At 63.8% G+C, this 25,224-nt stretch carries 25 protein-coding genes; 12 read left to right on the forward strand and 13 right to left on the reverse strand.

The window, feature by feature from the left end; all coding sequences use genetic code 11:
* Positions 1-46: 46 nt before the first annotated feature.
* From NG898_RS00400 to NG898_RS00430, 7 genes are all read right to left on the reverse strand, one after another.
* On the reverse strand, positions 47-1,486 hold the full coding sequence (locus NG898_RS00400; protein ID WP_252690610.1) for a DUF3426 domain-containing protein: 1,440 nt from the start codon (positions 1,484-1,486) through the stop codon (positions 47-49).
* 97 nt (positions 1,487-1,583) lie between these two features.
* On the reverse strand, positions 1,584-2,480 hold the full coding sequence (gene prmA / locus NG898_RS00405; protein ID WP_252690612.1) for a 50S ribosomal protein L11 methyltransferase: 897 nt from the start codon (positions 2,478-2,480) through the stop codon (positions 1,584-1,586).
* Entirely contained in the window at positions 2,477-3,844 is a 1,368-nt protein-coding gene (gene accC / locus NG898_RS00410) for an acetyl-CoA carboxylase biotin carboxylase subunit (RefSeq protein ID WP_045204807.1), read from the reverse strand. The genes prmA and accC overlap by 4 nt, the downstream gene beginning before the upstream one ends.
* A gap of 132 nt (positions 3,845-3,976) precedes the next feature.
* The gene (gene accB, locus NG898_RS00415) at positions 3,977-4,444 is read right to left on the reverse strand and encodes an acetyl-CoA carboxylase biotin carboxyl carrier protein (protein ID WP_065859727.1); all 468 of its coding nucleotides are present in this window, start codon (positions 4,442-4,444) and stop codon (positions 3,977-3,979) included.
* Between the two features lie 142 nt (positions 4,445-4,586).
* A complete protein-coding gene (gene aroQ, locus NG898_RS00420; RefSeq protein ID WP_252690614.1) occupies positions 4,587-5,054 on the reverse strand; it encodes a type II 3-dehydroquinate dehydratase in 468 nt (155 codons plus the stop codon).
* 182 nt (positions 5,055-5,236) lie between these two features.
* Positions 5,237-5,761, reverse strand: coding sequence for a TlpA family protein disulfide reductase (locus NG898_RS00425; RefSeq protein WP_252690615.1), 525 nt, complete (start codon positions 5,759-5,761; stop codon positions 5,237-5,239).
* Positions 5,762-5,825: 64 nt separating this feature from the next.
* Positions 5,826-6,500: a UDP-N-acetylmuramate--alanine ligase gene (locus tag NG898_RS00430; protein ID WP_252690617.1), complete on the reverse strand. Its 675-nt coding sequence runs from the start codon at positions 6,498-6,500 to the stop codon at positions 5,826-5,828.
* A gap of 78 nt (positions 6,501-6,578) precedes the next feature.
* Here NG898_RS00430 and mpl point away from each other — a divergent pair, with 78 nt between their 5' ends.
* From mpl to mtgA, 7 genes are all read left to right on the forward strand, one after another.
* Positions 6,579-7,964, forward strand: coding sequence for a UDP-N-acetylmuramate:L-alanyl-gamma-D-glutamyl-meso-diaminopimelate ligase (gene mpl / locus NG898_RS00435; RefSeq protein ID WP_252690619.1), 1,386 nt, complete (start codon positions 6,579-6,581; stop codon positions 7,962-7,964).
* A 7-nt stretch (positions 7,965-7,971) separates the two neighbouring features.
* Positions 7,972-8,595 (forward strand): YqiA/YcfP family alpha/beta fold hydrolase, encoded by a 624-nt coding sequence (locus tag NG898_RS00440; protein ID WP_252690621.1) that lies wholly within the window; start codon positions 7,972-7,974, stop codon positions 8,593-8,595.
* Complete coding sequence (locus NG898_RS00445; RefSeq protein ID WP_252690623.1) at positions 8,592-9,170, forward strand: chorismate--pyruvate lyase family protein; 579 nt, start codon at positions 8,592-8,594, stop codon at positions 9,168-9,170. The genes NG898_RS00440 and NG898_RS00445 overlap by 4 nt, the downstream gene beginning before the upstream one ends.
* A 153-nt stretch (positions 9,171-9,323) precedes the next feature.
* Positions 9,324-11,420 (forward strand): ribonuclease catalytic domain-containing protein, encoded by a 2,097-nt coding sequence (locus NG898_RS00450; protein WP_252690625.1) that lies wholly within the window; start codon positions 9,324-9,326, stop codon positions 11,418-11,420.
* A 52-nt stretch (positions 11,421-11,472) separates the two neighbouring features.
* Entirely contained in the window at positions 11,473-12,387 is a 915-nt protein-coding gene (locus NG898_RS00455) for an energy transducer TonB family protein (RefSeq protein ID WP_092972411.1), read from the forward strand.
* Positions 12,388-12,398: 11 nt separating this feature from the next.
* A complete protein-coding gene (aroE, locus tag NG898_RS00460) occupies positions 12,399-13,316 on the forward strand; it encodes a shikimate dehydrogenase (protein ID WP_092972412.1) in 918 nt (305 codons plus the stop codon).
* A gap of 20 nt (positions 13,317-13,336) precedes the next feature.
* Positions 13,337-14,041: a monofunctional biosynthetic peptidoglycan transglycosylase gene (mtgA, locus tag NG898_RS00465; RefSeq protein ID WP_252690626.1), complete on the forward strand. Its 705-nt coding sequence runs from the start codon at positions 13,337-13,339 to the stop codon at positions 14,039-14,041.
* 12 nt (positions 14,042-14,053) lie between these two features.
* On the opposite strand, the gene corA is transcribed toward mtgA, so the two are convergent.
* Positions 14,054-15,016, reverse strand: a complete 963-nt coding sequence (gene corA, locus NG898_RS00470; protein ID WP_024972131.1) for a magnesium/cobalt transporter CorA — start codon at positions 15,014-15,016, stop codon at positions 14,054-14,056.
* Positions 15,017-15,226: 210 nt separating this feature from the next.
* Between corA and pyrF the strand changes: the two genes are divergently transcribed.
* Both pyrF and NG898_RS00480 read left to right on the forward strand, forming a co-directional pair.
* The gene (gene pyrF, locus NG898_RS00475; RefSeq protein ID WP_092972990.1) at positions 15,227-16,042 is read left to right on the forward strand and encodes an orotidine-5'-phosphate decarboxylase; all 816 of its coding nucleotides are present in this window, start codon (positions 15,227-15,229) and stop codon (positions 16,040-16,042) included.
* Between the two features lie 40 nt (positions 16,043-16,082).
* Entirely contained in the window at positions 16,083-16,301 is a 219-nt protein-coding gene (locus NG898_RS00480; RefSeq protein WP_082076083.1) for a metal transporter, read from the forward strand.
* Between the two features lies 1 nt (position 16,302).
* Here NG898_RS00480 and NG898_RS00485 read toward each other — a convergent pair whose 3' ends face one another.
* The 3 genes from NG898_RS00485 to thiL are packed head-to-tail and all read right to left on the reverse strand — an operon-like array spanning position 16,303 to position 18,479.
* Positions 16,303-16,803, reverse strand: a complete 501-nt coding sequence (locus NG898_RS00485) for a CinA family protein (RefSeq protein WP_252690628.1) — start codon at positions 16,801-16,803, stop codon at positions 16,303-16,305.
* Positions 16,804-16,818: 15 nt separating this feature from the next.
* A complete protein-coding gene (locus NG898_RS00490; protein ID WP_252690630.1) occupies positions 16,819-17,397 on the reverse strand; it encodes a phosphatidylglycerophosphatase A family protein in 579 nt (192 codons plus the stop codon).
* Entirely contained in the window at positions 17,394-18,479 is a 1,086-nt protein-coding gene (gene thiL, locus NG898_RS00495; RefSeq protein WP_252690632.1) for a thiamine-phosphate kinase, read from the reverse strand. Before thiL ends, NG898_RS00490 begins: the two co-directional genes overlap by 4 nt.
* 161 nt (positions 18,480-18,640) lie before the next feature.
* Here thiL and NG898_RS00500 point away from each other — a divergent pair, with 161 nt between their 5' ends.
* The 3 genes from NG898_RS00500 to NG898_RS00510 all read left to right on the forward strand — a co-directional run bounded on the left by NG898_RS00500 (position 18,641) and on the right by NG898_RS00510 (position 22,509).
* On the forward strand, positions 18,641-20,986 hold the full coding sequence (locus NG898_RS00500) for an NADP-dependent malic enzyme (protein ID WP_252690634.1): 2,346 nt from the start codon (positions 18,641-18,643) through the stop codon (positions 20,984-20,986).
* 471 nt (positions 20,987-21,457) lie between these two features.
* On the forward strand, positions 21,458-21,889 hold the full coding sequence (locus tag NG898_RS00505) for a ribonuclease (RefSeq protein ID WP_252690636.1): 432 nt from the start codon (positions 21,458-21,460) through the stop codon (positions 21,887-21,889).
* Positions 21,886-22,509, forward strand: coding sequence for a barstar family protein (locus tag NG898_RS00510; RefSeq protein WP_252690638.1), 624 nt, complete (start codon positions 21,886-21,888; stop codon positions 22,507-22,509). The genes NG898_RS00505 and NG898_RS00510 overlap by 4 nt, the downstream gene beginning before the upstream one ends.
* Before the next feature lie 95 nt (positions 22,510-22,604).
* Here NG898_RS00510 and araH read toward each other — a convergent pair whose 3' ends face one another.
* Positions 22,605-23,615, reverse strand: a complete 1,011-nt coding sequence (gene araH / locus NG898_RS00515; protein ID WP_252690640.1) for an L-arabinose ABC transporter permease AraH — start codon at positions 23,613-23,615, stop codon at positions 22,605-22,607.
* Between the two features lie 33 nt (positions 23,616-23,648).
* Positions 23,649-25,178 (reverse strand): L-arabinose ABC transporter ATP-binding protein AraG, encoded by a 1,530-nt coding sequence (gene araG / locus NG898_RS00520; RefSeq protein WP_252690641.1) that lies wholly within the window; start codon positions 25,176-25,178, stop codon positions 23,649-23,651.
* Between the last annotated feature and the right edge of the window lie 46 nt (positions 25,179-25,224).

Below are 25,224 nucleotides of genomic sequence, written 5' to 3' on the forward strand. Positions count from 1 at the left end.
TTGGCCGGCAGGGTCTTGTTAGCGGCTCTAAGCCAGGGGTGAAGATTCAGGGGTAAAAAATCAGGACCCGGTAATTGGCCGTCGGGCGCTGGGACTGGAATCGTACCCGAATCGGTAGTTCGGCGCGGGCGGGCAGCCCTGACCTGCCGTATGCACTGTCGCTCGGGTTCAGGTAGTCGGCGGGTAGCAGGGCACGGCGCGAGAGCAACTGGTCTTGCAGGTCGGTCGTTATCAGCTCGATGGCCGGCAGGGCAATGGGGCCGCCGGCGCGGTTGCGCAACGTAGCCGTCAGCACGTACTGATCGGATGCATCGCCTTCTTGCCGCTGCAGTTGCGACGATTCGATCTGCAATGCATCGAGATCACGCGGCGGCGCGATCGTGCAGTGCAGTGGCTGGCACAGAGCCTCCAACATCGGGCGTGTGGAGGGCGCGCGGCGAGCGATTTCGGCGCGCGCGAGGAAGAGCATCTGCGCCACCGCTAGCGCCGCCATCAAGCCGATCGCGATGCGCGCCAGGGCACGGCGTCCGGTCGTCTTGCGTGCTTGCTCGCGGGCCTGCGCGGCACGCAGAAAATCCAGCGTCGCGGCAGAGACACCATGATTCGGCCCACGCACCTTGCGCGGACGTGGAGCGCCGGTCAGCGTGCGCTGCGGCGTCGGACCGGTCGGCTCGGCTTGCTTGTGACGTGCGTGGCCGTGGTGGCGGCGCGGCACCGGCGCAAAAAGCGTGTGGGGATCGCTTTCGTGGCGCATCCAGACCGAATCGTGCTTTTCCGCCTCGGGCTTTAGCAATGCGACAACTGCCGGCGCAGATGCGGTCACAGCCGGGACCGCCGGGGGCGCGATGGCCGGCTCTACCGGCAGATCTGCCGACGGCTGCTTGGGCACCGCGGCGGCGAACGCGTCTTCCTCATCGTCAAGGTCGCGGATGGGCGGCAGGCCGTGGAACGGATCGGCGGGAGCGACGGACGCGGCGGGCGGTTCGGGTTGCGATGTCTGCTGCGCGGGCTCGGCAGTGTGCTCGATCGGCGCCTCGTCCGGTAGCGGGCGCGTGTCTGGTGCGGTCGATTGCACGTCGGGCACGGGTGTTGCGCCTTCCACTTCCCCCAGATGCACCTCCGCGACGCCTTCTCCCGGAACGTCTTCTTCCCAGATCAGCGTCATGCCAAAGCCGTGATCGTCCTCTGCGGCAGGCGGCGCCGCGGGCGTTTCCGGTTCAGGGGTGACGGGCGTTGAGAGCGGCGCGATGCGAGCGGCGTGTTCCGGCGATTGCTGTGGCTGCGGTGCTTCGGCGGGCGGCGCCGCAGCCGTGAGCACAGCCCCAAGCTCGATCAGATGATCGCGGCCATCGAAGACGTGATTGCAGCGGCCGCAACGGACGAGGCCGCCGCGCAGCCGAAGCTGATCGGCGACAACGCGGAATGCGGTTTGGCAGTTGGGGCAGCGGGCGGCCAAACGTGGCGCAGCTTGTGGCGCAGTTGCCATGCGGGACGAGGAGAAAAAAGGCCGACCGCGCGAGTATTGCAGACAGCGGCGCCAGCGTCGACCTTTGCAGGCGACACTGGCGCGCAATACCTTGAAATTACGCGGGCTTCACACCGTGCAGGCAGACCCAGCCGTCACGTGCACGCCACACGGTGAGTGGAATGACCGAGGCATACGCGGCGGCCACTTCTTCGGCTTGGCGCTCAAGCACGCCCGACAGAATCAGCCGACCGCCCGGGCGCACCCGCGCACACAACATGGCTGCCATCAGCTTGAGCGGGTTCGACAGGATGTTGGCGACGACCAGATCGAACGTGCCTTCCGGTGCATCGTCGGGCAATGCGAAGGTGGCTTCAACGTGGTTGCGCTCGGCGTTGTAGCGCGAGGCTTCCACCGCGTTCGGATCGATGTCGACACCGACGGTTTCACCGGCGCCGAGCTTCTTGGCGACGATGGCCAGGATGCCCGAGCCGCAGCCGTAGTCCAGCGTGCGTTCGCCGGGTTGCACGTGCTGCTCCAGCCATTCCATGCACAGGCGCGTGGTCGGGTGGCTGCCGGTGCCGAACGCGAGGCCGGGGTCCAGTTCCAGCACCACGGCGTCGGGCTCCGGCGCGTCGTGCCAGGACGGCACGACCCAGATGTGCTCACCAATATGAATGGGCTCGAACTGCGACTGCGTGACGCGAACCCAGTCCTGTTCTTCGACTTCGCGCACGGTGTACGCAGGCAGCGGCGTCAGCTTGATCTCGTTGGCCGCGGCTGCCACCAGCAGTGCCGGGTCGGCATCGTCAGCGAGCAGCGCAACCACGCGCGAGCGGTTCCACGCCAGGCGTGTCGGCTCATGGCCGGGCTCGCCAAAGAGCGGTTGCTCTTCGGGCGTGTCGGCATCGGCGTCTTCCACCGAGACCGACAGCGCGCCGAGATCAAACAGGGCTTCGGACAACGCTTCGGCGTCGTCACGCGCCACTTCGAGCACGCATTCGCGGTACGTCACTTGCCGCCACCCTTGGCCACTTCCTGTTGCGCCAGACGGTGCTCCAGGTAGTGAATGTCGGTGCCGCCTTCCACGAAATTGGCGTCGAGCATCAGGTCGCGGTGCAGCGGCACGTTGGTCTGGATGCCTTCCACCACCATTTCCGACAGGGCGATACGCATGCGGGCGATGGCCTGCTCACGCGTTGCGCCGTACGTGATGACCTTGCCGATCATCGAGTCGTAATTGGGCGGCACGAAGTAGCCGTTGTAAGCATGCGAGTCCACGCGGACGCCCGGGCCACCCGGCACGTGCCACGACGTGATGCGACCCGGCGACGGCGTGAACTTGAACGGATCTTCCGCGTTGATGCGGCACTCGATGGCGTGGCCCTTGAGCACGATGTCCTTCTGGCGGAAGCGCAGCTTTTCGCCGGCTGCCACGCGAATCTGCTCCTGCACGATGTCGACGCCCGTGATCATTTCCGTGACCGGATGTTCAACCTGCACGCGCGTGTTCATTTCGATGAAGTAGAACTCGCCGTTTTCGTACAGGAACTCGAACGTGCCGGCGCCACGGTAGCCGATCTTCTTGCAGGCCTCGGCGCAGCGGTCGCCGATGCGCTCGATCAGGCGGCGCGGAATGTGCGGCGCCGGCGCTTCCTCGATCACCTTCTGGTGGCGGCGCTGCATGGAGCAATCGCGCTCGCCCAGCCAGACGGCGTTGCGGTGCTGGTCGGCCAGGATCTGGATTTCCACGTGGCGCGGATGCTCCAGGAACTTCTCCATATAGACTTCCGGATTGCCGAAAGCACGGCCGGCTTCTTCGCGCGTCATGTTGACGGCGTTGATGAGGGCAGCCTCGGTGTGGACCACGCGCATGCCACGGCCGCCGCCGCCGCCAGCCGCCTTGATGATCACCGGATAGCCAACCTTCTTGGCCGTTGCCAGGATTTCCTTCGGATCTTCCGACAGGGCGCCCTCCGAGCCCGGCACGCACGGCACGCCGGACTTGATCATCGCCTGCTTGGCCGAAACCTTGTCGCCCATCAGGCGGATCGACTCGGGCGTCGGACCGATGAAGGTGAAGCCAGACTGCTCCACACGCTCGGCAAAGTCGGCGTTTTCCGACAGGAAGCCGTAGCCCGGGTGGATTGCCTGGGCGTCGGTGACTTCGGCGGCCGAGATGATGGCCGGCATGTTCAGGTACGACAGCGGCGACGGTGCCGGGCCGATACACACGGCTTCGTCGGCCAGCTTGACGTATTTGGCTTCCTTGTCCGCCTCGGAATAGACCACCACGGTCTTGATGCCGAGTTCGCGGCAGGCGCGCTGGATGCGAAGAGCGATCTCGCCGCGATTCGCGATCAGGATCTTGTCGAACATCGTGTTCTCGCTACAAAAAGGAGAGGCGAGGGCGCTGTGGCTGGGCCGCGCTTAATGGCAGCCCTTGTGCGCCGGCTCGCGCTCGGATGCGGCACGCTGCGCGCCGCACGATGAGGGTCAGATGCCGGAAGATCAGCCGATCACGAACAGCGGTTGGCCGTATTCCACAGCCTGGCCGTTCTCGATCAGGATTTCCTTGATGACGCCGGCCTTGTCCGCTTCGATCTCGTTGAGCAGCTTCATCGCTTCGATGATGCAGATCGTCTGACCTTCCTTGACGGTGTCGCCCACCTTGACGAACTCGGCCGCGCCCGGCGACGGCGAGCGGTAGAACGTGCCGACCATCGGCGACGTCACAATGTGGCCAGCCGGCAGGGCCGGGGCGGCAGCCTCAGCGCCAACGGCGGCCGGAGCCGCTGCGGCAGGTGCGCCCATAGCCGGTGCGGCTTGCATCGGCATCGGCGCATATTGCATCGGCGCCACCACTTGAGGCGCCGACTTGACGATGCGGACCTTGCCTTCGCCTTCGGTCACTTCGAGTTCCGAAATGCCCGATTCGGCCACCAGGTCGATCAGCGTTTTCAGCTTGCGCAAATCCATGAGCGTTCTCCTGCAGCGTCGGCGGTCTGGGGCAGTGGATGCGCGCGAATGGCTCTTCAGCCGCGCATCGGTCAAAAGCGCTCCAGGCGCTGGCGTCGTTGCGTTGGTTAGGTGGTTGAAATAAAAGGAAGAAGACGGCTGATCAGCCGCCGTGTTGGTCTATTGCGAAGTCCAGCGCCGCCAGATAGCCGCGCCAGCCAAGTCCGCAAATCACGCCTACCGCCTGGTCTGCCAGATACGAATGGTGGCGGAAGGGCTCGCGACGATGCACGTTGGACAGATGCACTTCGATATACGGGATCACCACGCCGGCCAGTGCATCGCGCAGGGCCACGCTTGTGTGCGTGTAGGCCGCCGGATTGATGATGATGAATTCGACGCCTTCGCTCTTGGCAGCGTGGATGCGGTCAACCAGCGCACCTTCATGGTTCGACTGGAAGTGCGTCAGCGTCACGCCGCGCGCCGTGGCGCGTTCGACCAAGGCGGCATTGATGTCGGACAGGGTGGTTGCACCATAGACTTCAGGCTCGCGCGTCCCCAACAAATTGAGGTTCGGGCCGTGCAGTACGAGCACGTTGCGAAGCGCTTTGGCGACAGGTTTATCAGCCACGGTTTGACCGGTTGAGCGAAGTTGGGCGCAATTTACAGCAACTTAGAATGCTTTGTCTAGTTTTTGCTGAAAAACTCTCAACAAATCGGTGTTTTCACCGATCTTGGGCGCGCCATCGACGCTTTTGCCGGAGAAGAAGGGGAGTTGCGTGCACATGAACGTCATATGACGTTTTTACATATTCACGTGCGGTGCAGGGCCTCACGCAGTTCGTCGGCATGCACACGGCCCATCTTTCGGAACGTGATTTCGCCTTGTGCATTGAGAATCACAGTAAACGGAAGGCCGCCGACTTCGTTACCGAACTGACGCCCCAGTTCTGTCCCACCAAAGCCAGCCACCGCGATGGGATATGTGACGTGTACCGTGCTTAAGAACGTCTGGATATTGGATGCCGAGTCAATGCCGATACCGACAAACTTTGCCTTGGCCTTCTGCTCCTGCGCCAGCGCGGACAGCTCTGGCATTTCTTCCACGCAAGGACCGCACCACGGTGCCCAGAAATTGATCACCACCGGCTGGCCACGAAAAGCTGCCAGATCCAGGGGGGCGCCATTGGCGTCTGGGAGCTTGCTGCCGTAGAACGCAGCGACGGCATTGTCAGCCGGCGTTTTGGGCTCGGTGGCGCGATGTCCAAAATAGATGCCCGCCGCCGCGGCAAGCAGACCGGCGATCAACAGGGCAATCAGAGGGGTACGGCGGGACATGGTTTTGCGGAGGTCTCTATATATACAGAGGCGGAGCGTGCGGGATTGTACTCCTGTCGGCTGATTACCCCTGCGACAGTAGGGCTCGCACCGCCGCCGCGTCGCCGCGTTGGGCCTTGCCGGTGGCGTCTGCGCGCCGCGCACCGCGCACATCGTTCATGTCATATAGGGCGATATGGACGCCCACGGGTGTGCCTGTTTCGGCCCGTAGCTCGCGCGCAAGCTCACGGGATTCAGCCCCTGCGGGCCATTGGCCGCGCCACAGGAAGCTAAGCGTTTCCACTTCATCTCGACCGGCGAAGTGAGCGCTCTCTGTTGTGTCGAAATCCACGCCGGCGTTGAGCAGGAAGATCGCCACGTCCTTTGGGCTGTCGCAGAAGACCTGCAGGTGGATGTCGGAGTGCTCGCTGGCCGTGCCGTTGAAGACCGCGCCCGCCAGGTACGGGTTATGGACCGCTAGCCCCTCCATGAGCAGCAGCGCGATGCGACGCAGCAACGCCAGCACGCGCGGCTGGGATTCGGCCTGAAACAGCGCTTGGTATTCGCGGACTTCCGTTTCGACCTGTTCGTTGTCTGGTAGCCACTCGCCGGGCGCGCGGGATTCCGTGCCAAGCACCTGGCGCGCGGCCTTGCGCTTGGCAGTGGCGTAGTCGGCGCCGTCTTCCGCGATCATGCGGGCGGCGGTGACGGCGATTTCTTCCCGCACGCGGGCGGGGTCGAGGGTGGGGCGTTTAGACATGGCTCTATTTTACTGAAGCGCAGGGGCCGGTCTGAAGCCGCAGGTACAATGCGGCGCAACGAAGTTGAGATGGCTCCCATGCATATCCACATCCTTGGAATCTGCGGCACCTTCATGGGCGGCATTGCCCTGATCGCCCGCCAGGCCGGTCACCGAGTCACCGGCTGCGACGCCAACGTTTACCCGCCGATGAGCACGCAGCTCGAGGCGCAAGGTATCGAGCTGATCGAGGGCTTCGACCCCGAACAGCTCTCCATCGGCGCCGATCTGTACGTGATCGGCAACGTGATCTCCCGCGGCAATCCGCTGATGGAAGCCATCCTGGATCGCAATCTGCCTTACATTTCTGGCCCGCAATGGCTGGGCGACAACGTACTGCGTCAGAAATGGGTGCTTGCCGTGGCAGGCACGCATGGCAAGACGACCACCACGTCGATGCTTGCGTGGATTCTGCAGGACGCAGGCTACAACCCGGGGTTCCTGGTGGGCGGTGTGCCGCGCAACTTTGGGCTGTCGGCGCGGCTGACGGAATCCGACTTCTTCGTGATCGAGGCCGACGAGTACGACACGGCCTTCTTTGACAAGCGCAGCAAGTTCGTCCATTACCGCCCCCGTACGGCCATATTGAATAATCTGGAATTCGATCACGCCGACATCTTTCCTGATCTTGCGGCAATCGAAACCCAGTTTCACCACTTGGTACGCACGGTGCCCGGTCAGGGGCGTCTGCTCGTCAATAGTCGCGAAGATAGCCTGAAGCGTGTACTTGAGCGCGGATGCTGGTCGGAAGTCGAGCAATTCGGTGCAGAAGACGGCCTCGGCTGGGAAATCGCGAACCTGAGTGAGGACGACAGTTTCGAGGTGGTTTTCAACAGCCAATCGCAGGGCCGCGTCCGGTGGGGCCTTCAGGGCGACCACAATCGCATGAACGCGTTGGCGGCCATTGCAGCTGCGCGCCACGTGGGCGTGCCGCCAGCTCAAGCCATTGAAAGCCTGGCCCGTTTCGAGAATGTGAAACGACGCATGGAAGTCCGCGGCACGGTCAATGGCGTAACCGTCTACGACGATTTCGCGCATCATCCGACTGCCATTCGTACGACGATCGAGGGTCTGCGTCGTCGCGTGGGCAAGGGCCGCATCCTTGCGGTGTTAGAGCCACGTTCAAACACCATGAAGTTGGGTGTGATGAAACAGGCGCTTCCGGACAGCCTGTCCGGAGCGGATCAAGTTTTCGCCTACGGGGCTGCCGACGGCCGCGACGCAATCGGCTGGGATCTGGCTGGCGCGCTGGCCCCGCTGGGGGAGCGCGCGAAGGCATTCTCTGATCTGACCGCCCTGGTCGCAGATGTCACGGCTGCCGCTCGCCCGGGGGACCATGTCCTGGTGATGAGCAACGGCGGATTTGGCGGCGTCCATCAGAAGCTGCTGAGCGCCTTGGCTGAACGCGTCGGCACCTCCAACTGATCTGTATATGCCGGCATCCATCGTCTATCTGCACGGATTCCGTTCCTCGCCGCGCTCGTTCAAAGCGCAGTTGCTAGGCCGGCGGATGGCCTCTGTGGGGCTGGCAGACAAATACGTTTGCCCGACACTGCCCGTGTCACCGCGCGAGGCGATGGTCGAAACAGAGGTGCTGATCGCTGAGTTGGGTACGCGTGACGGCATCAAACCTGTGCTCATCGGCTCTTCTCTGGGAGGCTTTTACGCCACTTGGCTGGCTGAGCGGCACGGGCTCCGCGCGGCAATGCTCAATCCTGCTACGCGCCCAGAGCGCGATCTCGCCAAATACGTTGGCGAGCAGCCCTTGTGGCATGGTGGCGGCACGATTCGCGTCGAGCCGTATCACCTTGATGAGCTGCGCGCGCTCGTCGTGCCTGCCATCACGCAACCCGCGCGCTACTACCTGCTCGCAGCCACCGGCGACGAGGTGCTCGACTACCGCGAAATGCTCGACCACTTTCCAGGCGCCGTCACGCGCGTCCTTGACGGGAGTGACCACGGCATCAGCGATTTCGCTCAATACATGGACGAAGTGCTTGTCTTTTGTGGCGTTCCTGCCGAGCTATTGGCCGCGCATCTGTTTAGCGCCGCATGACCGATTTCCCGTCTTACCCGCGCAGCCTCTGGCGCAGCGCGTTGCCTCCGGCTGTCGTCTACGACCGGCATTGGGCGCGCTGGGCCGTGGGTGTCGATTCCCTGACTGCCCGGCTTCGTGCAGCATCCTCGCGCTTCGGCGTTCAATTGCTGGGCCAGCGCCGTGCGATGCCGTTGCGCGACGAGTGGCGTTCCCTCGGCATGGCAGGTCCTGCCGACACGTTGGTCCGCGAGGTTTTGCTCGTCTGCGACGACATCCCGGTAGTCTATGCCCACACCATCGTCCATCCGCGCAGCGTGGCGCTTGACTGGCCGTTCCTGAAGGCACTGGGGACGCAGCCGCTGGGGCATTCGCTGTTTGCTGATCCCCGTGTCGAGCGCGGGGATTTCGAATTCGCCTTGCTGGACGCGCGCCACCCGCTGGTGTGCCGGGCGCAGGGGGCGCTCGGCGACGCGCCTGTTGCCGGGACCGCCCGGTTGCCGGCCCGCCGATCGGTGTTCCGGCGTGGCGCGAGTGCGATGCTGGTGACAGAGGTTTTCCTGCCTGCGCTGGCCAACTTCCACCCGCCGCGGTAGGCGTATTTCGGGGGCCGGGCGTTCAGCCAGTGCGGTATCATCGCCCCCAACTTTTTATCGCCGCGTATTACGTTGTAACGTCAGGGTGCGCGGCCATTCCACCTCATTCAAAGCGGTGCCCGGTTGTGCGAGTGCCGCAATCCATACAAATCCATGCAGTTGCTGTTTGAAGAAGGCGGCGAGATCCGCGCGGGCACCGTCTTGTCCCAACAGGGCGAGGCCTATCAGGTCGAGTTGCCGAGCGCCAAGCGCACCAAGGTCAAGTCGCGCGACGTGTTGCTGCAATTCGCGCAGCCGTCTGCCGGCGAGTTGTCGCAGGCCGCTCAGGCGCTGTCGGCAGAGATCGACCTGGATTTCCTCTGGGAATGCGCTTCGGCCGAAGAATTCGGCTTTACCGATCTGGCCGGTGAATATTTCGGCGCTGGCGCCAATGCCACGCAGCAAGCCGCGCTGGCGATCGCGCTGCATGGCTCGCCGATTTACTTCCGCCGCAAGGGCCGCGGCCGCTATCAGCGCGCACCAGAAGATCAACTGAAAGCCGCGCTCGCGGGCCTAGAGCGCAAGAAGCAGCAAGCCGCTCTGCAGGCCGAATACGAAGCTGAGCTGAAGGCGATGCGCTTGCCCGAGGCCTTCCGCGGCAAGACACTGCAACTGCTGTTCAAACCGGACAAGAACAGTCTCGAATACAAGGCGCTCGACGCGGCGTGCACGGCGCTGGGCCTGTCGCCGATGCGCCTGATAGTGGCAGTGGGCGGCATTGCCAACGCCCGCGCGCTGCACGAGGCGCGCTTTCTGTCGGAGTGTTTCCCGAAGGGCACAGGCTTCCCCGATGTGACCGTGCCGGAACCGGCGATGGAACTGCCGGCCGCCGACGTGCGCGCATTCTCGATCGACGACGTGACCACCACGGAAATCGACGATGCCATCTCCGTGACCCCGATTGACGACGCCACCGTGCGCATCGGCATCCATATTGCCGCGCCGGGCTTTGGCATCCAGCGCGGCGAACCGCTGGACGTAATTGCGCGCCAGCGTTTGTCGACCGTGTATTTCCCCGGCGACAAGATCACGATGCTGCCGGAGTCGGTGGTGGATCGTTACACGCTGCAGGAAGGGCGCGCGTGCCCGGCGCTGTCGCTGTATGCGACGGTCGACCGCGCCACGTGGACGGTCACCGCCAGCGAAACGCGCTGTGAATCCGTGACCGTGGCTGCCAACCTGCGTCACAACCTGCTCGACGACGTGATTACCGCCGACGCGCTGGCCGATGGCTCGGGCGACTACCCGTTCAAGGCCGAACTGGCTGTGCTGTGGCCGTTTGTGTGCGCGTTGTATGACGGCCGCCAGCAGGCCCGCATCGCCAGCGGTCTGAAGCCGGAGGGCGCGCAGAAGGGCGATTACTCGTTCTACATCGATCCGATTCCCGAGGCGGAAGGCGGTGGCGAGCGCGTGCGGATCGAACAGCGCAAACGCGGCTCGCCGCTGGACAAGATCGTTGCCGAGCTGATGATCCTGGCCAACAGCACGTGGGGCCGCATGCTGGCCGACGCCGGGGTGCCCGGCATCTATCGCACGCAGAAGGCGTGGGGCATGCATCGCACGCGCATGCAGACGTATCCGGCGCCGCATGAAGGTCTGGGCGTGGCGCAGTACGCGTGGAGCACCTCGCCGCTGCGCCGCTACGTCGATCTGGTCAACCAATGGCAGATCGCAGCGGTGGCGCAGCACGGCGTGACGGCCAAGCTGATCGCGCCGTTCAAGCCCAAAGATGCCGACCTGCTGGCCGCCGTGGCCGACTTCGAAGCCACCTACGCCGCCTACGCCGACCACCAGTCGACCATGGAGCGCTATTGGTGCCTGCGCTGGCTCAAGCAGGAAAACCGCACGCGCATGCAGGCCGTGGTGCTCAAGGAAGGCGCCGTGCGCTTCGCGGACATTCCGCTGGTGACGAAGGTGCCCGAACTGGCGCAAACGCCACGCGGCACGCATGTCGTGCTCGATATTCTGGACACCGACGAGATCAGCTTGGAAGTGTCGTGCCGCGTGGTCGAAATCCTCACACCCGCAGCCGACGCACAAGCTGAAGCCGAAGCCATCGAAGAAGAACTGGCCGAGGCAGAGACTGAAGCCGATGTGCCGGCTGAACCACAACCGGCCGCTGATGGGGAAGAGGCACGTGCGGAAGCCGAGGCAGCTGTGGCGCCGCCGCCGCACGACGGCGAGAGCGGTGGAACGCCTGGCGCTGCCTAACTACAATCGCTGTCTGACCTTCATTCTTCGCGCATCGACCAGGAATCGCCCCATGGCCGCCCTTGCAAACCGTCCGGACTGGTCCGGCAGCAGCACGCTCACCAAGGCACTGGTGGTGTCGCTGGCCGTGCATGTTCTGCTGCTGTTCGTGCGTGTGGTGGCCCCCGAGGCGTTCGACATCAAGCGCGAAGATCCGGGCCTGGATGTGGTGCTGGTGAACGCCAAATCGTCGACGGCACCGTCCAAGGCGACGGCCGTGGCCCAGGTCAACCTGAACGGCGGTGGCGAATACGATCAACAACGCGCCACCACGCCGCTGCCCGCGGACACCAACGAGCAGACCGGCGACGCCATCAAGCTCACGCAGCGCCGCGTTGAATATCTTGAGCAAGAGCAGCGCCGCCTGCTCACGCAATCGACCGAGCGTGCACCGCTGGTCAACGATCGTCAGGTCAAGCCTGGCGAGCGTCCGCAGCCGTCGCCCACCAACGGCACCGACGATCGCACCACGCAAGACGAAATCGCCCGGCTGCAGGCCGAGATCGACCGGAATCTCGAGAACTACGCCAAGCGCCCGCGCCGCAATGTGCTGACAGCCGCCAGTGCGCGCCAAGTGGATTACGCCCGCTACTACGATGCTGTGCGCCGCAAGATCGAAGCGCGCGGCACCGCCAATTTTCCCAGCCAGAACGGCCGCCCGCTGTACGGCGAGCTGATCGTCGTGATCAGCATCAACCGCGAAGGGCAGCTCGGCTACAACCAGGACGGCTACAAGATCGAGGGCATCGAGATCGCCAAAAGCTCGGGCAACCCCGCGCTGGATCGGCAGGCCGTCGCTATCGTGCGTTCGTCTTCACCGTTTGGCGGCTTCCCGGCCGAGATGCGCAAGCGCGTCGACATCCAGGATGTCGTTGCTACGTTCAAGTTCACCCGAGCAGGCCTGGAAACCCACCTGCAGACTCGCTGATTTCGTCGTCCATGCCGTCGTCGTTTCAAGAGGCCATCCTCGCTGCTGCGAGCGCCCCGCCCACAGATCGTTATGGCGTGATCGGCAACCCGATCTCGCACAGCAAGTCGCCCACCATCCACGCTGCGTTTGCGCAGCAGACCGGGCAGCTCATCCGCTACGACCGCATCTACGCCGAACTGATCGCGTTTGACGAAACCGTGATGAACTTCGTGCGCGAAGGCGGGCGCGGGCTCAACGTCACGGTGCCGTTCAAGCTCGATGCGTATGCCATGTCGACGTCGCTGTCGCTGCGGGCGGAATCGGCCGGCGCGGTCAACACGCTCAAGTTCGATGGCGAAGAGATCTTTGGCGACAACACCGACGGCGTCGGGCTGATGCGCGACATCACCCACAACATCGGCAACTCGTTCGAAGGCGAACGCGTGCTGCTCCTGGGCGCGGGCGGTGCGGCGCGTGGCGTGCTGCTGCCGCTGCTGGAACACAAGCCCGCGCGCGTGTTCATTGCCAACCGCACGGCCGATCGCGCCAACAAGCTGGTCGATCGCTTCGAGGTTTCGGCCAAGCTGCACGAGGTCGAGCTCGTGGGCGGCGGCTATGACGAACTTGCTGCGGACGACGTTTTCGACGTCATCATCAACGCTACGGCGAGCAGCCTCCAGGCCGAAGTGCCGCCCATTCCGACCACGGTGTTTGGCCCCAACGCACTGGCCTACGACATGATGTACGGACCGCGGCCGACGGTGTTCATGGAGTTTGCCCGGCGCAACGGCGCCCGCGCATGGGACGGCTTGGGCATGCTGGTGGAGCAGGCGGCGGAATCGTTCTTCGTCTGGCGCAACGTGCGTCCGGACACCGCTCCAGTGCTGCTCGCCATGCGCGAGGGGCTGCAGGGCGAAGCCGCCGTCGCGGCGCGCGCGCCTCGCTGAACCTGGAGCGAAGCCCCGCGATGATGCGTTGGTTCGGCTACGTGACCGGCTGCTTCGTTGCGGGCGTGGTCGCGCTCAATCTGTACTTCTTTGCCGCCATCGCGAGTTGGCAGGTGTTCGATCCGTCGTCTACCTGTTTCATGCGCGCCGAGCGCATGCGCCTGTGCGGCGCCAACGTCTTTACCTGCAAGGTCGACCACCGCTGGGTCAATTACGACCAGATATCACGCAACCTCAAGCGCGCGGTCATCGCCAGTGAAGACGCAGATTTTGTCTCGCACAGCGGCTGGGAAGTCGACGCCATGCTCGACGCGTGGGAGAAAAACAAGCGACGCGGCCACGTGGTCGCGGGCGGTTCGACCATCACGCAGCAACTGGCCAAGAATCTGTTCCTCTCGGGCGAGCGCCACTACCTGCGCAAGGGTGAAGAACTCGTCATCACATGGATGCTTGAGTTCTGGCTCGACAAGGAACGGATCCTCGAGATTTATCTGAATTCGGTGGAATGGGGCGAAGGCGTATTCGGCGCGGAAGCGGCAGCGCAGCATTACTTCAAGCGCCCGGCCTCGCAGCTCACCGTAGGTCAGGCGGCGCGCTTGGCTGCGGCGCTGCCCGCGCCGAAGTGCTTCGATAAGAAGAGCTACTGCGCCAACGTGCACGTCAACTTCACGCGCAAGGCCACCGTGATCGCCAACCGCATGGGCTCGGCCACGCTGCCGGATTGATTTGGCGTAGGGCTACTTCAACCAGCCCTTGCGGCGGAAGTACACCAGCGGAATCGCCGCCGACACCACCATCATCACGATCGCGTACGGGTAGCCTTCTGCCCAATCCAGCTCCGGCATCACCTTGAAGTTCATGCCGTAGATCGAGGCGATCAGCGTGGGCGGCATCAGCGCTACTGATACCACCGAGAACAGCTTGATGATCTTGTTCTGGTTGATGTTGATGAAGCCGACCGTGGCGTCCATCAGGAAGTTGACCTTGTCCGACAGAAACGCCGTGTGGTTCTCAATGGAATCGATGTCACGCAACACCTGGCGCGCTTCGTCCTGCTGGTCGGCCGAGAGCAACTGGCTGCGCAGCAGGAACGACACCGCGCGGCGCGTATCCATCACGTTGCGGCGGATCCGGCCATTCAAGTCTTCCACGCGGGCGATGATCTCCAGCACGTCGGCAGCGGCAGCGTCGGTCACCTCATCGGCCAGCACGCGTTTGCTGGCATCTTCCAGACGTTCGTAGACTTCTTCGATGGAGTCAGCCGAATATTCCGCGTCGGTGGCGTACAGATCCATCAGCACATCTTTGGCGTTGCGCACCGAGCCCGGGCGAAGCCGCGCACGCATGCGCACCAGCCGGAATGCGGGCAAATCCTCGTCGTGGATGGAGAAGAGCACATCCTTGGTCAGCACGAAGGCCACGCGCACGTTGCGCGAGGTGGTTTCTTCGTCGAGCAGGAAATCGGTGCGGATGTGGATGTGGCCGTCTTCGCCTTCAAAGTAACGGGCCGAGGCTTCCAGGTCCCCCAATTGCTCCAGTTCGGGCAGGACCACGCCGTAGGCTTCCTTGATCCACGCCAGCTCTTCGTCGTCGGGGTCGATCACGTCGATCCAGATCGGCTTGTGCTGCAGTAATTCGCTGCGTTCTTCGACCTGTTCCTGCGCGAGACGGCCTTTTTGCACGACGAACAGGTTGATCATGGGGCGTTTCCTTGAAGCAGGCGTTGAACGGGCGGCGAAAAATCGCGCCGAGTGTAGCGTAAAGAGCCGGCAGGTTCAGCCACAAACGGTGGCTTGGCGCGCACGCGTGGGGTTGATGCCACGTCCGGAAGATGCCGCCACCGGGCCGCCCGACGGGTAAAATGCAGACAAGTCATGCGGCCGGCCGGCCGCTCTCACATTCCCGACACCATGCGATTTACCGAACAACTGGCTGCCGCCTGGCAACGCAACAACTCCCTGCTGTGCGTCGGGCTCGATCCTGACCCGTCGCGCCTGCCGGCGTCGATGACGGGCACGGGCGGAGCGATCTTCTCGTTCTGCCGCGCCATTGTGGACGCGACCGCCGATCTGGTCTGCGCATTCAAGCCGCAGATCGCCTACTTCGCCTCGCAGCGCGCAGAAGACCAGCTCGAGCAGCTCATCAACTACATCCACGAGGCATATCCGGGCATCCCCGTCATTCTTGATGCCAAGCGCGGCGATATCGGCTCGACCGCCGAGCACTACGCCAAGGAAGCCTTCGAGCGCTATCAGGCCGACGCCATCACCGTCAGCCCGTACATGGGTTTTGACTCGATGCAGCCGTATCTCGCGCATGCCGACAAGGGCGTGATCGTGCTGTGCCGCACGTCCAACGCCGGCGGCAGCGATGTGCAGTTTCTGGAAACCGATGGCCGCCCCGTCTACCAAGTCGTGGCAGAACGCGCGCGTGACGTGTGGAATACCAGTGGCCAGATGGGCCTGGTGGTGGGCGCGACCTTCCCCGAAGAGATTGCCAAGGTGCGAGAAATTGTCGGCGACATGCCGCTGCTGATTCCGGGTGTGGGCGCCCAGGGCGGCGACATCGAGGCCACGGTGCGCGCAGGCCGCACAGCCGACGGCACCGGCATGATGATCAACTCGTCGCGGGCCATTCTTTACGCCAGCACCGACAGCGATTTCGCTGACGCGGCGCGCCGCGTGGCACTTGCCACTCGGGACCAGATCAACCAGTTCCGCAACTGATCCGCCTTATCGGTCCGGTTGCGGTGAGAGCGAGGACGCCATGACCACGCATCCGCACCGCCCCGTTGCCGGCACGCACCGGGAAGAGACCGGCAAGGACCCGGATCGCAAGCTCGAGAAAGAGCGCGACGACACCCACGAGCACGAGACGACGCGTCGCGATCATGATCGCGACCGTCGCCACGAGCACGACCACGAGCACCAGCCGGAACATGATCACGGAGATCGTCGCCGGCCGGATCATCCCAGCGAAATCTAGATCAGGACTCCGCTGAATCGAGGAAGTCGAGCAGGCCGCGCAGCGCATGCTCCGCTGCCTGCAGGCGGACCTGCTTGCGATCGCCCTTGAAGTGGCGCGTTTCCACGCGCGTTTGCAGGCGATTGCCCCAGCCGAAGCACACCATGCCGACCGGCTTGTCGGGCGTGCCGCCGGTTGGGCCGGCTACACCGGTAATCGCGACGGCCACCTGCGCGCGGCTGTTGAGCACTGCACCCTCGGCCATGGCATGCGCCACCGGCTCGCTCACGGCGCCATGTTCGCGGATCAGCGCCGCCGGAACGCCCAACATCTGCGATTTCGCTTCGTTGGAATAGACGACGAAGCCGCGCTCAAACCACGCGGACGAGCCTGACACATCGGTGACGGCGGCAGACACCAGCCCGCCTGTGCACGACTCGGCGGACGCCATCATCAGGCTGCGCTTGTTCAACGTGTCAGCCACCAGTTCGGCCAGTTGGGCCAGGGCGCGGGATTCAGCCATTGCAATACCTAGACGTCAAAACGAGCGCCACAGCGCAAACACGAGCAGCGTGTAGAACGCCGCGAGAATGTCATCGACCATCACGCCATAGCCGCCGCGCACGCCAAAACCTTTGAGCGAGCGGTCGTAATAACGGATGGGAGCCGGCTTCACCATGTCGAAGAAACGGAACCACACGAACGCGGCGAACTGCCCGCCCAGCGTGGTTGGCGTGACGAAAGCCAGCACGAGCCAGAACGCGACCATCTCGTCCCAGACCATGGCGCCGTGATCGGCCACACCCAGATCGCGAGCGGTGCGGGCGCATGCCCAGATGCCGATCACGAAACCAACTGCTGCGATCAGCAGCCAAGCCGGCCCCGAAATCCAGCGTGCACACACCACGTAGATCAGCCACGCGTACAGCGTACCGACCGTGCCCGGCAGGATGGGCGACAGGCCCGAACCGAAGCCGAGCGCCAGGATGCGTGCCGGATGTCCGAACATGAAGCGCGCCGTCGGGCGCCGCACCTGCACGGTCTGGCCTGCCTCGAGGACGACGCTTTCAGACTGGCCCGGCGGATTGGAGGGCGGGAAGGGAGCGGAAGACATCATGAGGCGGAAGAGAAATGGTCGAAACTGCTGTGCATGAAGAGGACGGGCGCGCCTTGAGCGTCGACGAGCCGCAAGCCCGTTTCAGCATCGATGCGGCCGATGCGTGTGACGGCCACGCCCGCACGCTGGCCCGCAACGACCACGGCGTCGCGTGCATCGGCAGGGGCGGTGAAGCAAAGTTCGTAGTCGTCGCCGCCGGCCAGCGTGCATTGCAACTGCAGCGCCGGAGACTGCGCCGCGAGCGTCACCGAGCGCGGGACATCGTCGACGGTGATCGTCGCCCCAACGCGAGATTGCGTGAGGATGTGGCCAAGATCGCCCAACAAGCCGTCCGATATGTCGAGCGCTGCACGGGCGATACCGCGCAATGCCAGTCCAAGCGCGACGCGCGGCGTGGGCATGTCCATGCGCGGCTGCACTTGTGCGAGGGCATCGGGCGTGAGCGCCCATTCGTTGCGCAGGGCGCCCAACGCGAGCCGCGCGTCGCCTACGGTGCCCGAGACCCAAAGGTCATCACCGGGGCGGGCAGCGTCGCGGCGCAGCGCCGCAGCAGCGGGGACATCACCGAAGACGGTCAGGCTCAGCGTAAGTGGCCCGCGCGTGGTGTCGCCGCCAATGAGTTCACAGTGAAAGGCATCTGCCAGAGCGAGCAGGCCTTCGGAGAAGGGTTTGAGCCAAGCCGGGTTGGCTTCTGGCAGCGCCACGGCCAGCGTAAAAGCGCGCGGCTGCGCACCCATGGCAGCCAGATCTGACAGGTTGACAGCCAGCGCTTTATGCCCAAGTGCGCGCGGCTCCGCATGTGGAAAAAAGTGACGGCCGGCGACCAGCATGTCGGTGGAGATCGCCAGTTCGTGCCCCGGGCGGGGCGTGAGCAAGGCGCAGTCGTCGCCCACGCCTAAGGTTGCTTTTGGCGTTGGTCGCGTGAAATAGCGCCGGATTAGCTCAAATTCGGATAAATTTGCCGCGGGATCGGTGGAGTTGCGGGAATTTGCGGGCTTGGACACGGCAGCGGCGATGGAAGAATATGGGGCAAGCCCGATGGTGCCGTGACAGGACGGTGGAATATTGTAGCGAATACGCATGTCACCCCCACCCAAAATCCCGTTGTGAGATCGCTTTTCACTATATAAAATGACGGGCCCAAGGAGGCGGACCGTATTCCCGTGGCGCTCGTGAGGGTATCCCGGTGGCCCGCTAGATGCGACGGCCGGCGCGCGCGCTGGCCACCCGATACGAGAGACCCATGACCACGGTGGATACCCAGCCTCAGCAGCCCGCCCGCACGGATGAAGAACTCAAGGCGCAGCAGCGCGCCGCCTTGCGCAAGGCCGCGCTGGAGTACCACGAGTTTCCGACTCCGGGCAAGATTTCCGTCACGCCGACCAAGCCGCTGTCGAACCAGCGCGACCTCGCCCTGGCGTATTCGCCGGGTGTCGCCGCAGCCTGTGAAGAGATCGTCGAAGACGTCGCCAATTCTTTCCGCTACACCGCCCGCGGCAACCTCGTCGGCGTGGTGACCAACGGCACGGCCGTGCTCGGCCTGGGCGACATCGGCCCGGAAGCCTCGAAGCCGGTCATGGAAGGCAAGGCGGGCCTGTTCAAGAAATTCGCCGGTATCGATGTGTTTGACATCGAGATCAACGAAAAAGACCCCCAAAAGCTTGTCGATATCATCGCCTCGCTGGAGCCGACCTTCGGCGGGATCAACCTGGAAGACATCAAGGCCCCGGAGTGCTTCTTCGTCGAGCGCGAATTGCGCAAGCGCATGAAGATCCCCGTCTTCCACGATGACCAGCACGGCACCGCCATCGTGGTGGGCGCGGGCATCACCAACGCCCTCAAGGTCGTCGGCAAGGACATCAAGAAGGTCAAGCTGGTCGCCTCGGGCGCGGGCGCTGCGGCGCTGGCCTGCCTTGACCTGCTGGTCGATCTGGGCCTGCCGCGCGAAAACATCTGGGTGACGGACTTGGCCGGCGTGGTCTACGAAGGCCGCACCGAACTCATGGACCCGGACAAGGCGCACTTCGCACAGAAGACCGACCTGCGCACGCTGGCTGAAGTCATCGACGGCGCCGACATTTTCCTGGGCCTGTCCGCCGCTGGCGTGCTCAAGCAGGACATGGTCAAGAAGATGGCCGATAAGCCGATCATCTTCGCGCTGGCCAACCCGAACCCGGAAATCCTGCCAGAGCTGGCCAAGGAGGTGCGCCCCGACGTCATCATGGGCACAGGGCGCACGGATTACCCGAACCAGGTCAACAACGTCTTGTGCTTCCCGTTCATCTTCCGCGGCGCGCTGGATGTGGGCGCGACCACCATCACGCGAGAGATGGAAGTTGCCGCCGTGCACGCCGTGGCTGAACTGGCCCGCCAGGAGCAAAGCGACATCGTTGCTTCCGCCTACGGCATCCAGGACCTGTCGTTCGGCCCCGAATACCTGATCCCGAAGCCCTTCGACCCGCGCCTGATCGTCAAGATCGCGCCGGCCGTGGCGCAGGCCGCCATGCTCTCGGGCGTGGCGCAGCGTCCGATTGAAGACATGGACGCCTACCGTCAGCACCTGCAGCAGTTCGTCTACCACTCCGGCACCCTGATGAAGCCGATCTTCTCGGCAGCCCGCAAGGTGCCAATGGAGAACAAGCGCATCGTCTTTGCCGAGGGCGAAGAAGAGCGCGTGCTGCGCGCCGTGCAGATCGTCGTGGACGAAAAGCTCGCCAGCCCGATCCTGATCGGCCGCCCGAACGTGATCGCCCACCGCATTGAGCGCTTCGGCCTGCGCCTGCGCGAAGGCGTGGACTTTGCCGTGGTCAACCCCGAGCATGACGAACGCTTCCGCGACTACTGGGAGACGTACTACAAGCTGATGGCGCGCAAGGGCGTGACGCCGCAATACGCCAAGCTGGAGATGCGTCGCCGCAATACGCTGATCGGCGCGCTCATGGTCCACAAGGGCGAAGCGGACGGCATGATCTGCGGCACCATCAGCAATACGGCTGCGCATCTGCGCTACATCGACCAGATTCTGGGCGGCACGAACTGCGTGTACGCGGCCATGAACGGTCTGGTTCTGCCGGGTCGCCAAGTCTTCCTCACGGACACGCACGTCAACATCGACCCGACTGCCGAGCAGTTGGCCGAGATCACCATCATGGCCGCCGAGGAGCTGTGCCGCTTCGGCATCAAGCCGAAGGTGGCATTGATGTCGCATTCGAACTTCGGCTCGTCGGAGGCGCCTTCGGCCGTCAAGATGCGCGAAACGCTGGCAATCTTGCGCGAACGCGCCCCGAACCTGGAAGTGGACGGGGAAATGCATGGCGATGCCGCGCTTGACGAGAAGCTGCGCGCATCGCTGGTGCCGGACTCGACCCTGAAGGGCGAGGCGAACCTGTTGGTAATGCCGAACATCGACGCCGCGAACATCGCTTACAACCTCCTGAAAGCGGCTGCCGGCAACAACATCGCCATCGGCCCGATCCTGCTGGGCGCAAAGAAGCCGGTGCACATCCTGACACCATCGGCTACGGTGCGACGCATTCTCAACATGACGGCGTTGACCGTTGTGGATGCTGCTGCACAAGCGCAACGCTGATCGTCACCGCACCAAAAAAGGGAGCGCACGATGCTGCGCTCCCTTTTTTTGTCCACTAAGTTTGCGTGCGCTTACATTTGTGCAAACTTAATGTCTGTATGGAAAAACCCTTTAGACTTTTACCTTCGGTTGATTGTTGTCATCGATGAGCGTACCCTTACGGGCTAAAGGGGTGCTTCTGAGCACATAAGGTCCGAACCGGGCCGACGGCGTCGAAAAAAGCGGTTTTCCGTAGATACGTCTGACTGGTTCACCTTATTCGGTGCGCGCAATGAGTGGTTTTTGCAGGCGGAAGGATTCCCCAAGTCTCCGGCAGTCGCCCGACTTGTCATTCCCTGCTAGGCCTCTTACGCATTGAGCCGCTTCGCTTTCAGCTGCAAACCGGCTGCCCGGATCGTTATTGGACAGCTACCTGCGCTTGTGACCTGCGCCGGGCTTCGGTCGGCGCGATTCTTCCGTTAGGGCCTGCTGATGACAAAGCGACTTGGAGCGTGGATCGGCCGCTCCGTATCTCAGGCGATGGCGCGTGGCGCGCTGGCGGCAACGCTTGCGTTGTCGGTGACCGGCTTGCCGGTCAATGCGCTTGCGCGGGACACCACCGGCATGACTGCCGCCGTGGGAACCATTCGCCCGGCAGACCTGCCCAATGAAGCGCAGCGCACGCTGGCGCTGATTGAGCAGGGCGGCCCGTTTCCCTATGCAAAAGATGGCACCACGTTCGGCAACTATGAACGACGTTTGCCTGCGCAGCGGCGTGGTTATTACCACGAGTACACCGTGAAGACGCGGGGGGCTCGCAACCGCGGCGCCCGACGCATTATTTGCGGCGGCAATCAGCAAGCGGCTAACGATTGCTACTACACGGAAGATCACTACAACAGTTTTCAACGGATACAGCGATGACGACCAACATGTTTGGGCTGGACGACTCGCTCACCGCACGCGATGAGCGCGTGGCCCGCGAGGCGTGGCACAAAGCGCAAAATCTGTACGACGGTGTGGTTGGGATGCAAGCTCTCGGCGCACGCGTCGGCGGAGCGGCCAAGTTGCCTCAAAGCGCACCGCAGAACATCATGACGCAGGACAACACTCAGACGGACGACGACGGAGCTCGCGAAGACGCCATGAACCTGTTCAAGACGGTGCGTCCGAATATCGTGCAGTCGATCCGCGCGTTTCGCGTGGCGGATCTGGCCGAGTCGGCGGCCAGCCTTGGCCAGCATTTCCTGTACGCCAACTGCGCGGCCGCGACCACAAAGAGCGAAGTGCTCGACGTGATTGCCCGCGAGTTCCTGTTCCCGAAGCACTTCGGCAAGAACTTCGACGCCTTGGCTGACTGTCTGACCGACATGATCTACAAGGCCGGCCCGCAGCCGGGTTTTGTCATCGTGCTCGAGGGCCTGCCGTGCCAGCCCAAGTTCGACAAGGAAGCGCGCGAAGTGCTGCTGGACGTATTCCGCGACGCGGCCGAATTCTGGGGCGAACGCAAGGTCCAGTTCCGCGTCTTCTATTCGTTCGCATGAACAACTAGGCCGCTTGGCCGGTTGATCGGCCCGGAAATGAAAAAGCCCGCAAATGCGGGCTTTTTTGTTGCCTTGTGAATGTGCTGACTGGTTTGTCAGCCCGCCCGCTTGTTGCGGCGAATCCGGTCGAACCACACCGCCAGCAGCAGAATGCCGCCCCGAATCAGGTATTGATAGAACGTCGGCACGTTCATCAGGCTCATTGCGTTCTGCACCGATCCCATGATCAGAACGCCGACCAGCACACCGGACACGGTTGCCACCCCGCCCGTGAGCGAAACCCCACCCAGCACGCAGGCAGAGATCACGCCCAGTTCAAGCCCGACCGACGTTTTCGGATCGCCCAGGCTCATGCGCGAGGCGAGCATCACGCCCGCAAAACCCGTCACCAGGCCCTGCAGGACGAACACGGCGATCTTGATGCGCGTCACAGGCAGGCCGGCAAGCAGCGCGGCTTCTTCATTGCCGCCGACGGCGAGCACGTTCTTGCCGAACACCGTCTTCTTGAGCAGGAAGCCGAAGAGGGCAAAACCGACGATGTTGCTCCAGATGGGGTATGAAATGCCGAGGAAGGATCCGCCGCCCAGGTCGAAGAAGCTCTCTTCGGAAATCATCACCGCGTCGCCGTTGGAGGTGATGAAGGCGAGGCCGCGCACGACTTCCATCATGGCCAGCGTGACGATCAGCGAGTTGATCTGGTAGCGCGCCACCAGCACGCCGTTGACGAGCCCGACCAGGCCGCCCGCGAGCACACCAGCCCCGACGCCAAGCACCACGCTGTGGGTTGCGGTGATGAGCGTGGAGGCCACCACACCCGCGAACGCCACGATGGAGGCGACGGAAAGGTCCACCTCGCCGAGCGCGAGCACGAACATCATCGTGACCGAGATGGAGCCGATCAAGGTGACGGAGAGCAGCAGGCCCTGGATGTTGCGGCTGCTGACGAAGCCGGGCACCGTGAACGCCAGCGCGGTGAACAGCAGGAGGAACACCACGACGATGCCCGATCGGTTGACCAGCTCCCACGTGAGGGCGGCGCGGCTGGGGATGCCGGGGGTGGCCATTGGCGGGCCGCCCGGCACGGATTCGGTGGATGGCGTTTGCATAGGATCGGTTTCCATGAGGGCGTGAATCGCGCGCTAACGTGGCAGCGCGAGTTTGATGAGGGTGTCAGGCGAGGCGTGCTCTCTGGGCAGATCGCCGACGATGCGGCCCTGCTTCATGACGAGCACGCGGTCGGCAACGCCGATGACTTCCGCCAGGTCGCTCGACACGACGATGACGGTGCGGCCCGCTTCGGCGAGGGCGTAGAGCAGGCTGTAGATTTCGCTGCGGGCGCCAACGTCGATGCCGCGCGTGGGCTCGTCCATCAGGAAGACGTCGATGTCTTCCGCAAGCCAGCGCGAGAGGATCACCTTCTGCTGATTGCCGCCCGACAGCTTGCCGATGGGCGTTTCACCGTTGCGTGTCTTGATTGCGAGCTTGTCGATGAAGGACTTGGTGGTCCGCGCTTCCTGCCGGTTGTTCAGCACGCTGAAGCGGCTGAAGTGGCGGCGGCAACTGATGTTCAGGTTATCGGACACCGAGGCGATCGCGACGATGCCTTCCTGCTTGCGGTCTTCCGGGCAGAGCGCGACACCTGCGCGCACCGCATCGCGCGGCGTGTTGAACTGAACGCGCTTGCCTTTGAGGTGAACCTCGCCCGCTGTGGGTTTGACCGCGCCGTAGAGCAGCTTCATCAGCTCAGAGCGCCCCGCGCCGACCAGCCCGAAGAAGCCGACGATTTCGCCTGCATGCGCGCGGAACGATGCGGGTTCGGTCAAGCCAGGCCCCATCAGGCCGCGCACGTCGACCTTCACCTCGCCGAGTGGGCGCGGCTTGTAGCCGTACACGTCCTGGATCGAGCGTCCGACCATGCAGCGGATCAGCCGTTCGCGATCGAGGCTCGCGCCGGCGTTGAACGTGTCGATATGCCGGCCATCACGGAACACGGTCACGCGATCGCACAGTTCATACACCTCTTCCATGCGATGGGTGACGTAGATGACCGCACGGCCCTCGGCCTTGAGCGCGCGAATGATGCGGAACAACTGCGTCGTCTCGCGCGAGGAGAGCGAACTCGTTGGTTCGTCGAACGCGATCACGCGCGCGTCGCGCATCAGTGCCTTGCCGATCTCGATCATCTGGCGCTGGCCGATCGACAGATGCTTGACGGGTTGGGCCGGATCGAGCTTCTCGCCCAGCCGTTCGAGTTCGCGCAGCGCGCGCGCGATCAACGTTTTCTCGTCGAGCACGCCAAAGCGGTTGGGCAACGCGCCGAGCATCAGGTTTTCTGCCACCGTCAGTTCCGGCACGAGGTGCAGTTCCTGATAGATGATCGCGATCCCCGCCGCAATGGCTGCGCGCGTGTTTGTGAACTGCTGCGGCACGCCGTCGAGCGACAGCGTGCCGTCCTCCGGCTGGTTGACGCCCGACAGCACCTTGAGCAGCGTCGACTTGCCCGCGCCGTTCTCGCCCATCAGGCCGTGCACCTCGCCGCGGCGGATGTCGAGCGAGACGTGGTCGAGCGCCAGCACGCCAGGAAAGCGCACAGTGATGCCGTCGAGCTTCAGATAGGCGCCAGCGGAAGCGTCGAGTGGGCCGCTCTCATCAAGTGATTGGACTGTCATCGGTTGCTCTCTGCGGATGCACATGGGGCGCGGGACCGGCCCGCGC

Source organism: Ralstonia mojiangensis (genome assembly GCF_023955645.1).
In the GTDB taxonomy this organism is placed as follows: Bacteria; Pseudomonadota; Gammaproteobacteria; order Burkholderiales; family Burkholderiaceae; genus Ralstonia; species Ralstonia mojiangensis.

Coding starts and splice junctions, on each gene's coding strand:
- NG898_RS00400 (WP_252690610.1), bottom strand. CDS start 1,486: ATGGCAACTGCGCCACAAGCTGCGCCACGTTTGGCCGCCCGCTGCCCC.
- accC (WP_045204807.1), bottom strand. CDS start 3,844: ATGTTCGACAAGATCCTGATCGCGAATCGCGGCGAGATCGCTCTTCGC.
- accB (WP_065859727.1), bottom strand. CDS start 4,444: ATGGATTTGCGCAAGCTGAAAACGCTGATCGACCTGGTGGCCGAATCG.
- NG898_RS00425 (WP_252690615.1), bottom strand. CDS start 5,761: ATGTCCCGCCGTACCCCTCTGATTGCCCTGTTGATCGCCGGTCTGCTT.
- NG898_RS00430 (WP_252690617.1), bottom strand. CDS start 6,500: ATGTCTAAACGCCCCACCCTCGACCCCGCCCGCGTGCGGGAAGAAATC.
- mpl (WP_252690619.1), top strand. CDS start 6,579: ATGCATATCCACATCCTTGGAATCTGCGGCACCTTCATGGGCGGCATT.
- NG898_RS00440 (WP_252690621.1), top strand. CDS start 7,972: ATGCCGGCATCCATCGTCTATCTGCACGGATTCCGTTCCTCGCCGCGC.
- NG898_RS00445 (WP_252690623.1), top strand. CDS start 8,592: ATGACCGATTTCCCGTCTTACCCGCGCAGCCTCTGGCGCAGCGCGTTG.
- NG898_RS00450 (WP_252690625.1), top strand. CDS start 9,324: ATGCAGTTGCTGTTTGAAGAAGGCGGCGAGATCCGCGCGGGCACCGTC.
- NG898_RS00455 (WP_092972411.1), top strand. CDS start 11,473: ATGGCCGCCCTTGCAAACCGTCCGGACTGGTCCGGCAGCAGCACGCTC.
- aroE (WP_092972412.1), top strand. CDS start 12,399: ATGCCGTCGTCGTTTCAAGAGGCCATCCTCGCTGCTGCGAGCGCCCCG.
- mtgA (WP_252690626.1), top strand. CDS start 13,337: ATGATGCGTTGGTTCGGCTACGTGACCGGCTGCTTCGTTGCGGGCGTG.
- corA (WP_024972131.1), bottom strand. CDS start 15,016: ATGATCAACCTGTTCGTCGTGCAAAAAGGCCGTCTCGCGCAGGAACAG.
- pyrF (WP_092972990.1), top strand. CDS start 15,227: ATGCGATTTACCGAACAACTGGCTGCCGCCTGGCAACGCAACAACTCC.
- NG898_RS00480 (WP_082076083.1), top strand. CDS start 16,083: ATGACCACGCATCCGCACCGCCCCGTTGCCGGCACGCACCGGGAAGAG.
- NG898_RS00485 (WP_252690628.1), bottom strand. CDS start 16,803: ATGGCTGAATCCCGCGCCCTGGCCCAACTGGCCGAACTGGTGGCTGAC.
- NG898_RS00490 (WP_252690630.1), bottom strand. CDS start 17,397: ATGATGTCTTCCGCTCCCTTCCCGCCCTCCAATCCGCCGGGCCAGTCT.
- thiL (WP_252690632.1), bottom strand. CDS start 18,479: ATGCGTATTCGCTACAATATTCCACCGTCCTGTCACGGCACCATCGGG.
- NG898_RS00500 (WP_252690634.1), top strand. CDS start 18,641: ATGACCACGGTGGATACCCAGCCTCAGCAGCCCGCCCGCACGGATGAA.
- NG898_RS00505 (WP_252690636.1), top strand. CDS start 21,458: ATGACAAAGCGACTTGGAGCGTGGATCGGCCGCTCCGTATCTCAGGCG.
- NG898_RS00510 (WP_252690638.1), top strand. CDS start 21,886: ATGACGACCAACATGTTTGGGCTGGACGACTCGCTCACCGCACGCGAT.
- araH (WP_252690640.1), bottom strand. CDS start 23,615: ATGCAAACGCCATCCACCGAATCCGTGCCGGGCGGCCCGCCAATGGCC.
- araG (WP_252690641.1), bottom strand. CDS start 25,178: ATGACAGTCCAATCACTTGATGAGAGCGGCCCACTCGACGCTTCCGCT.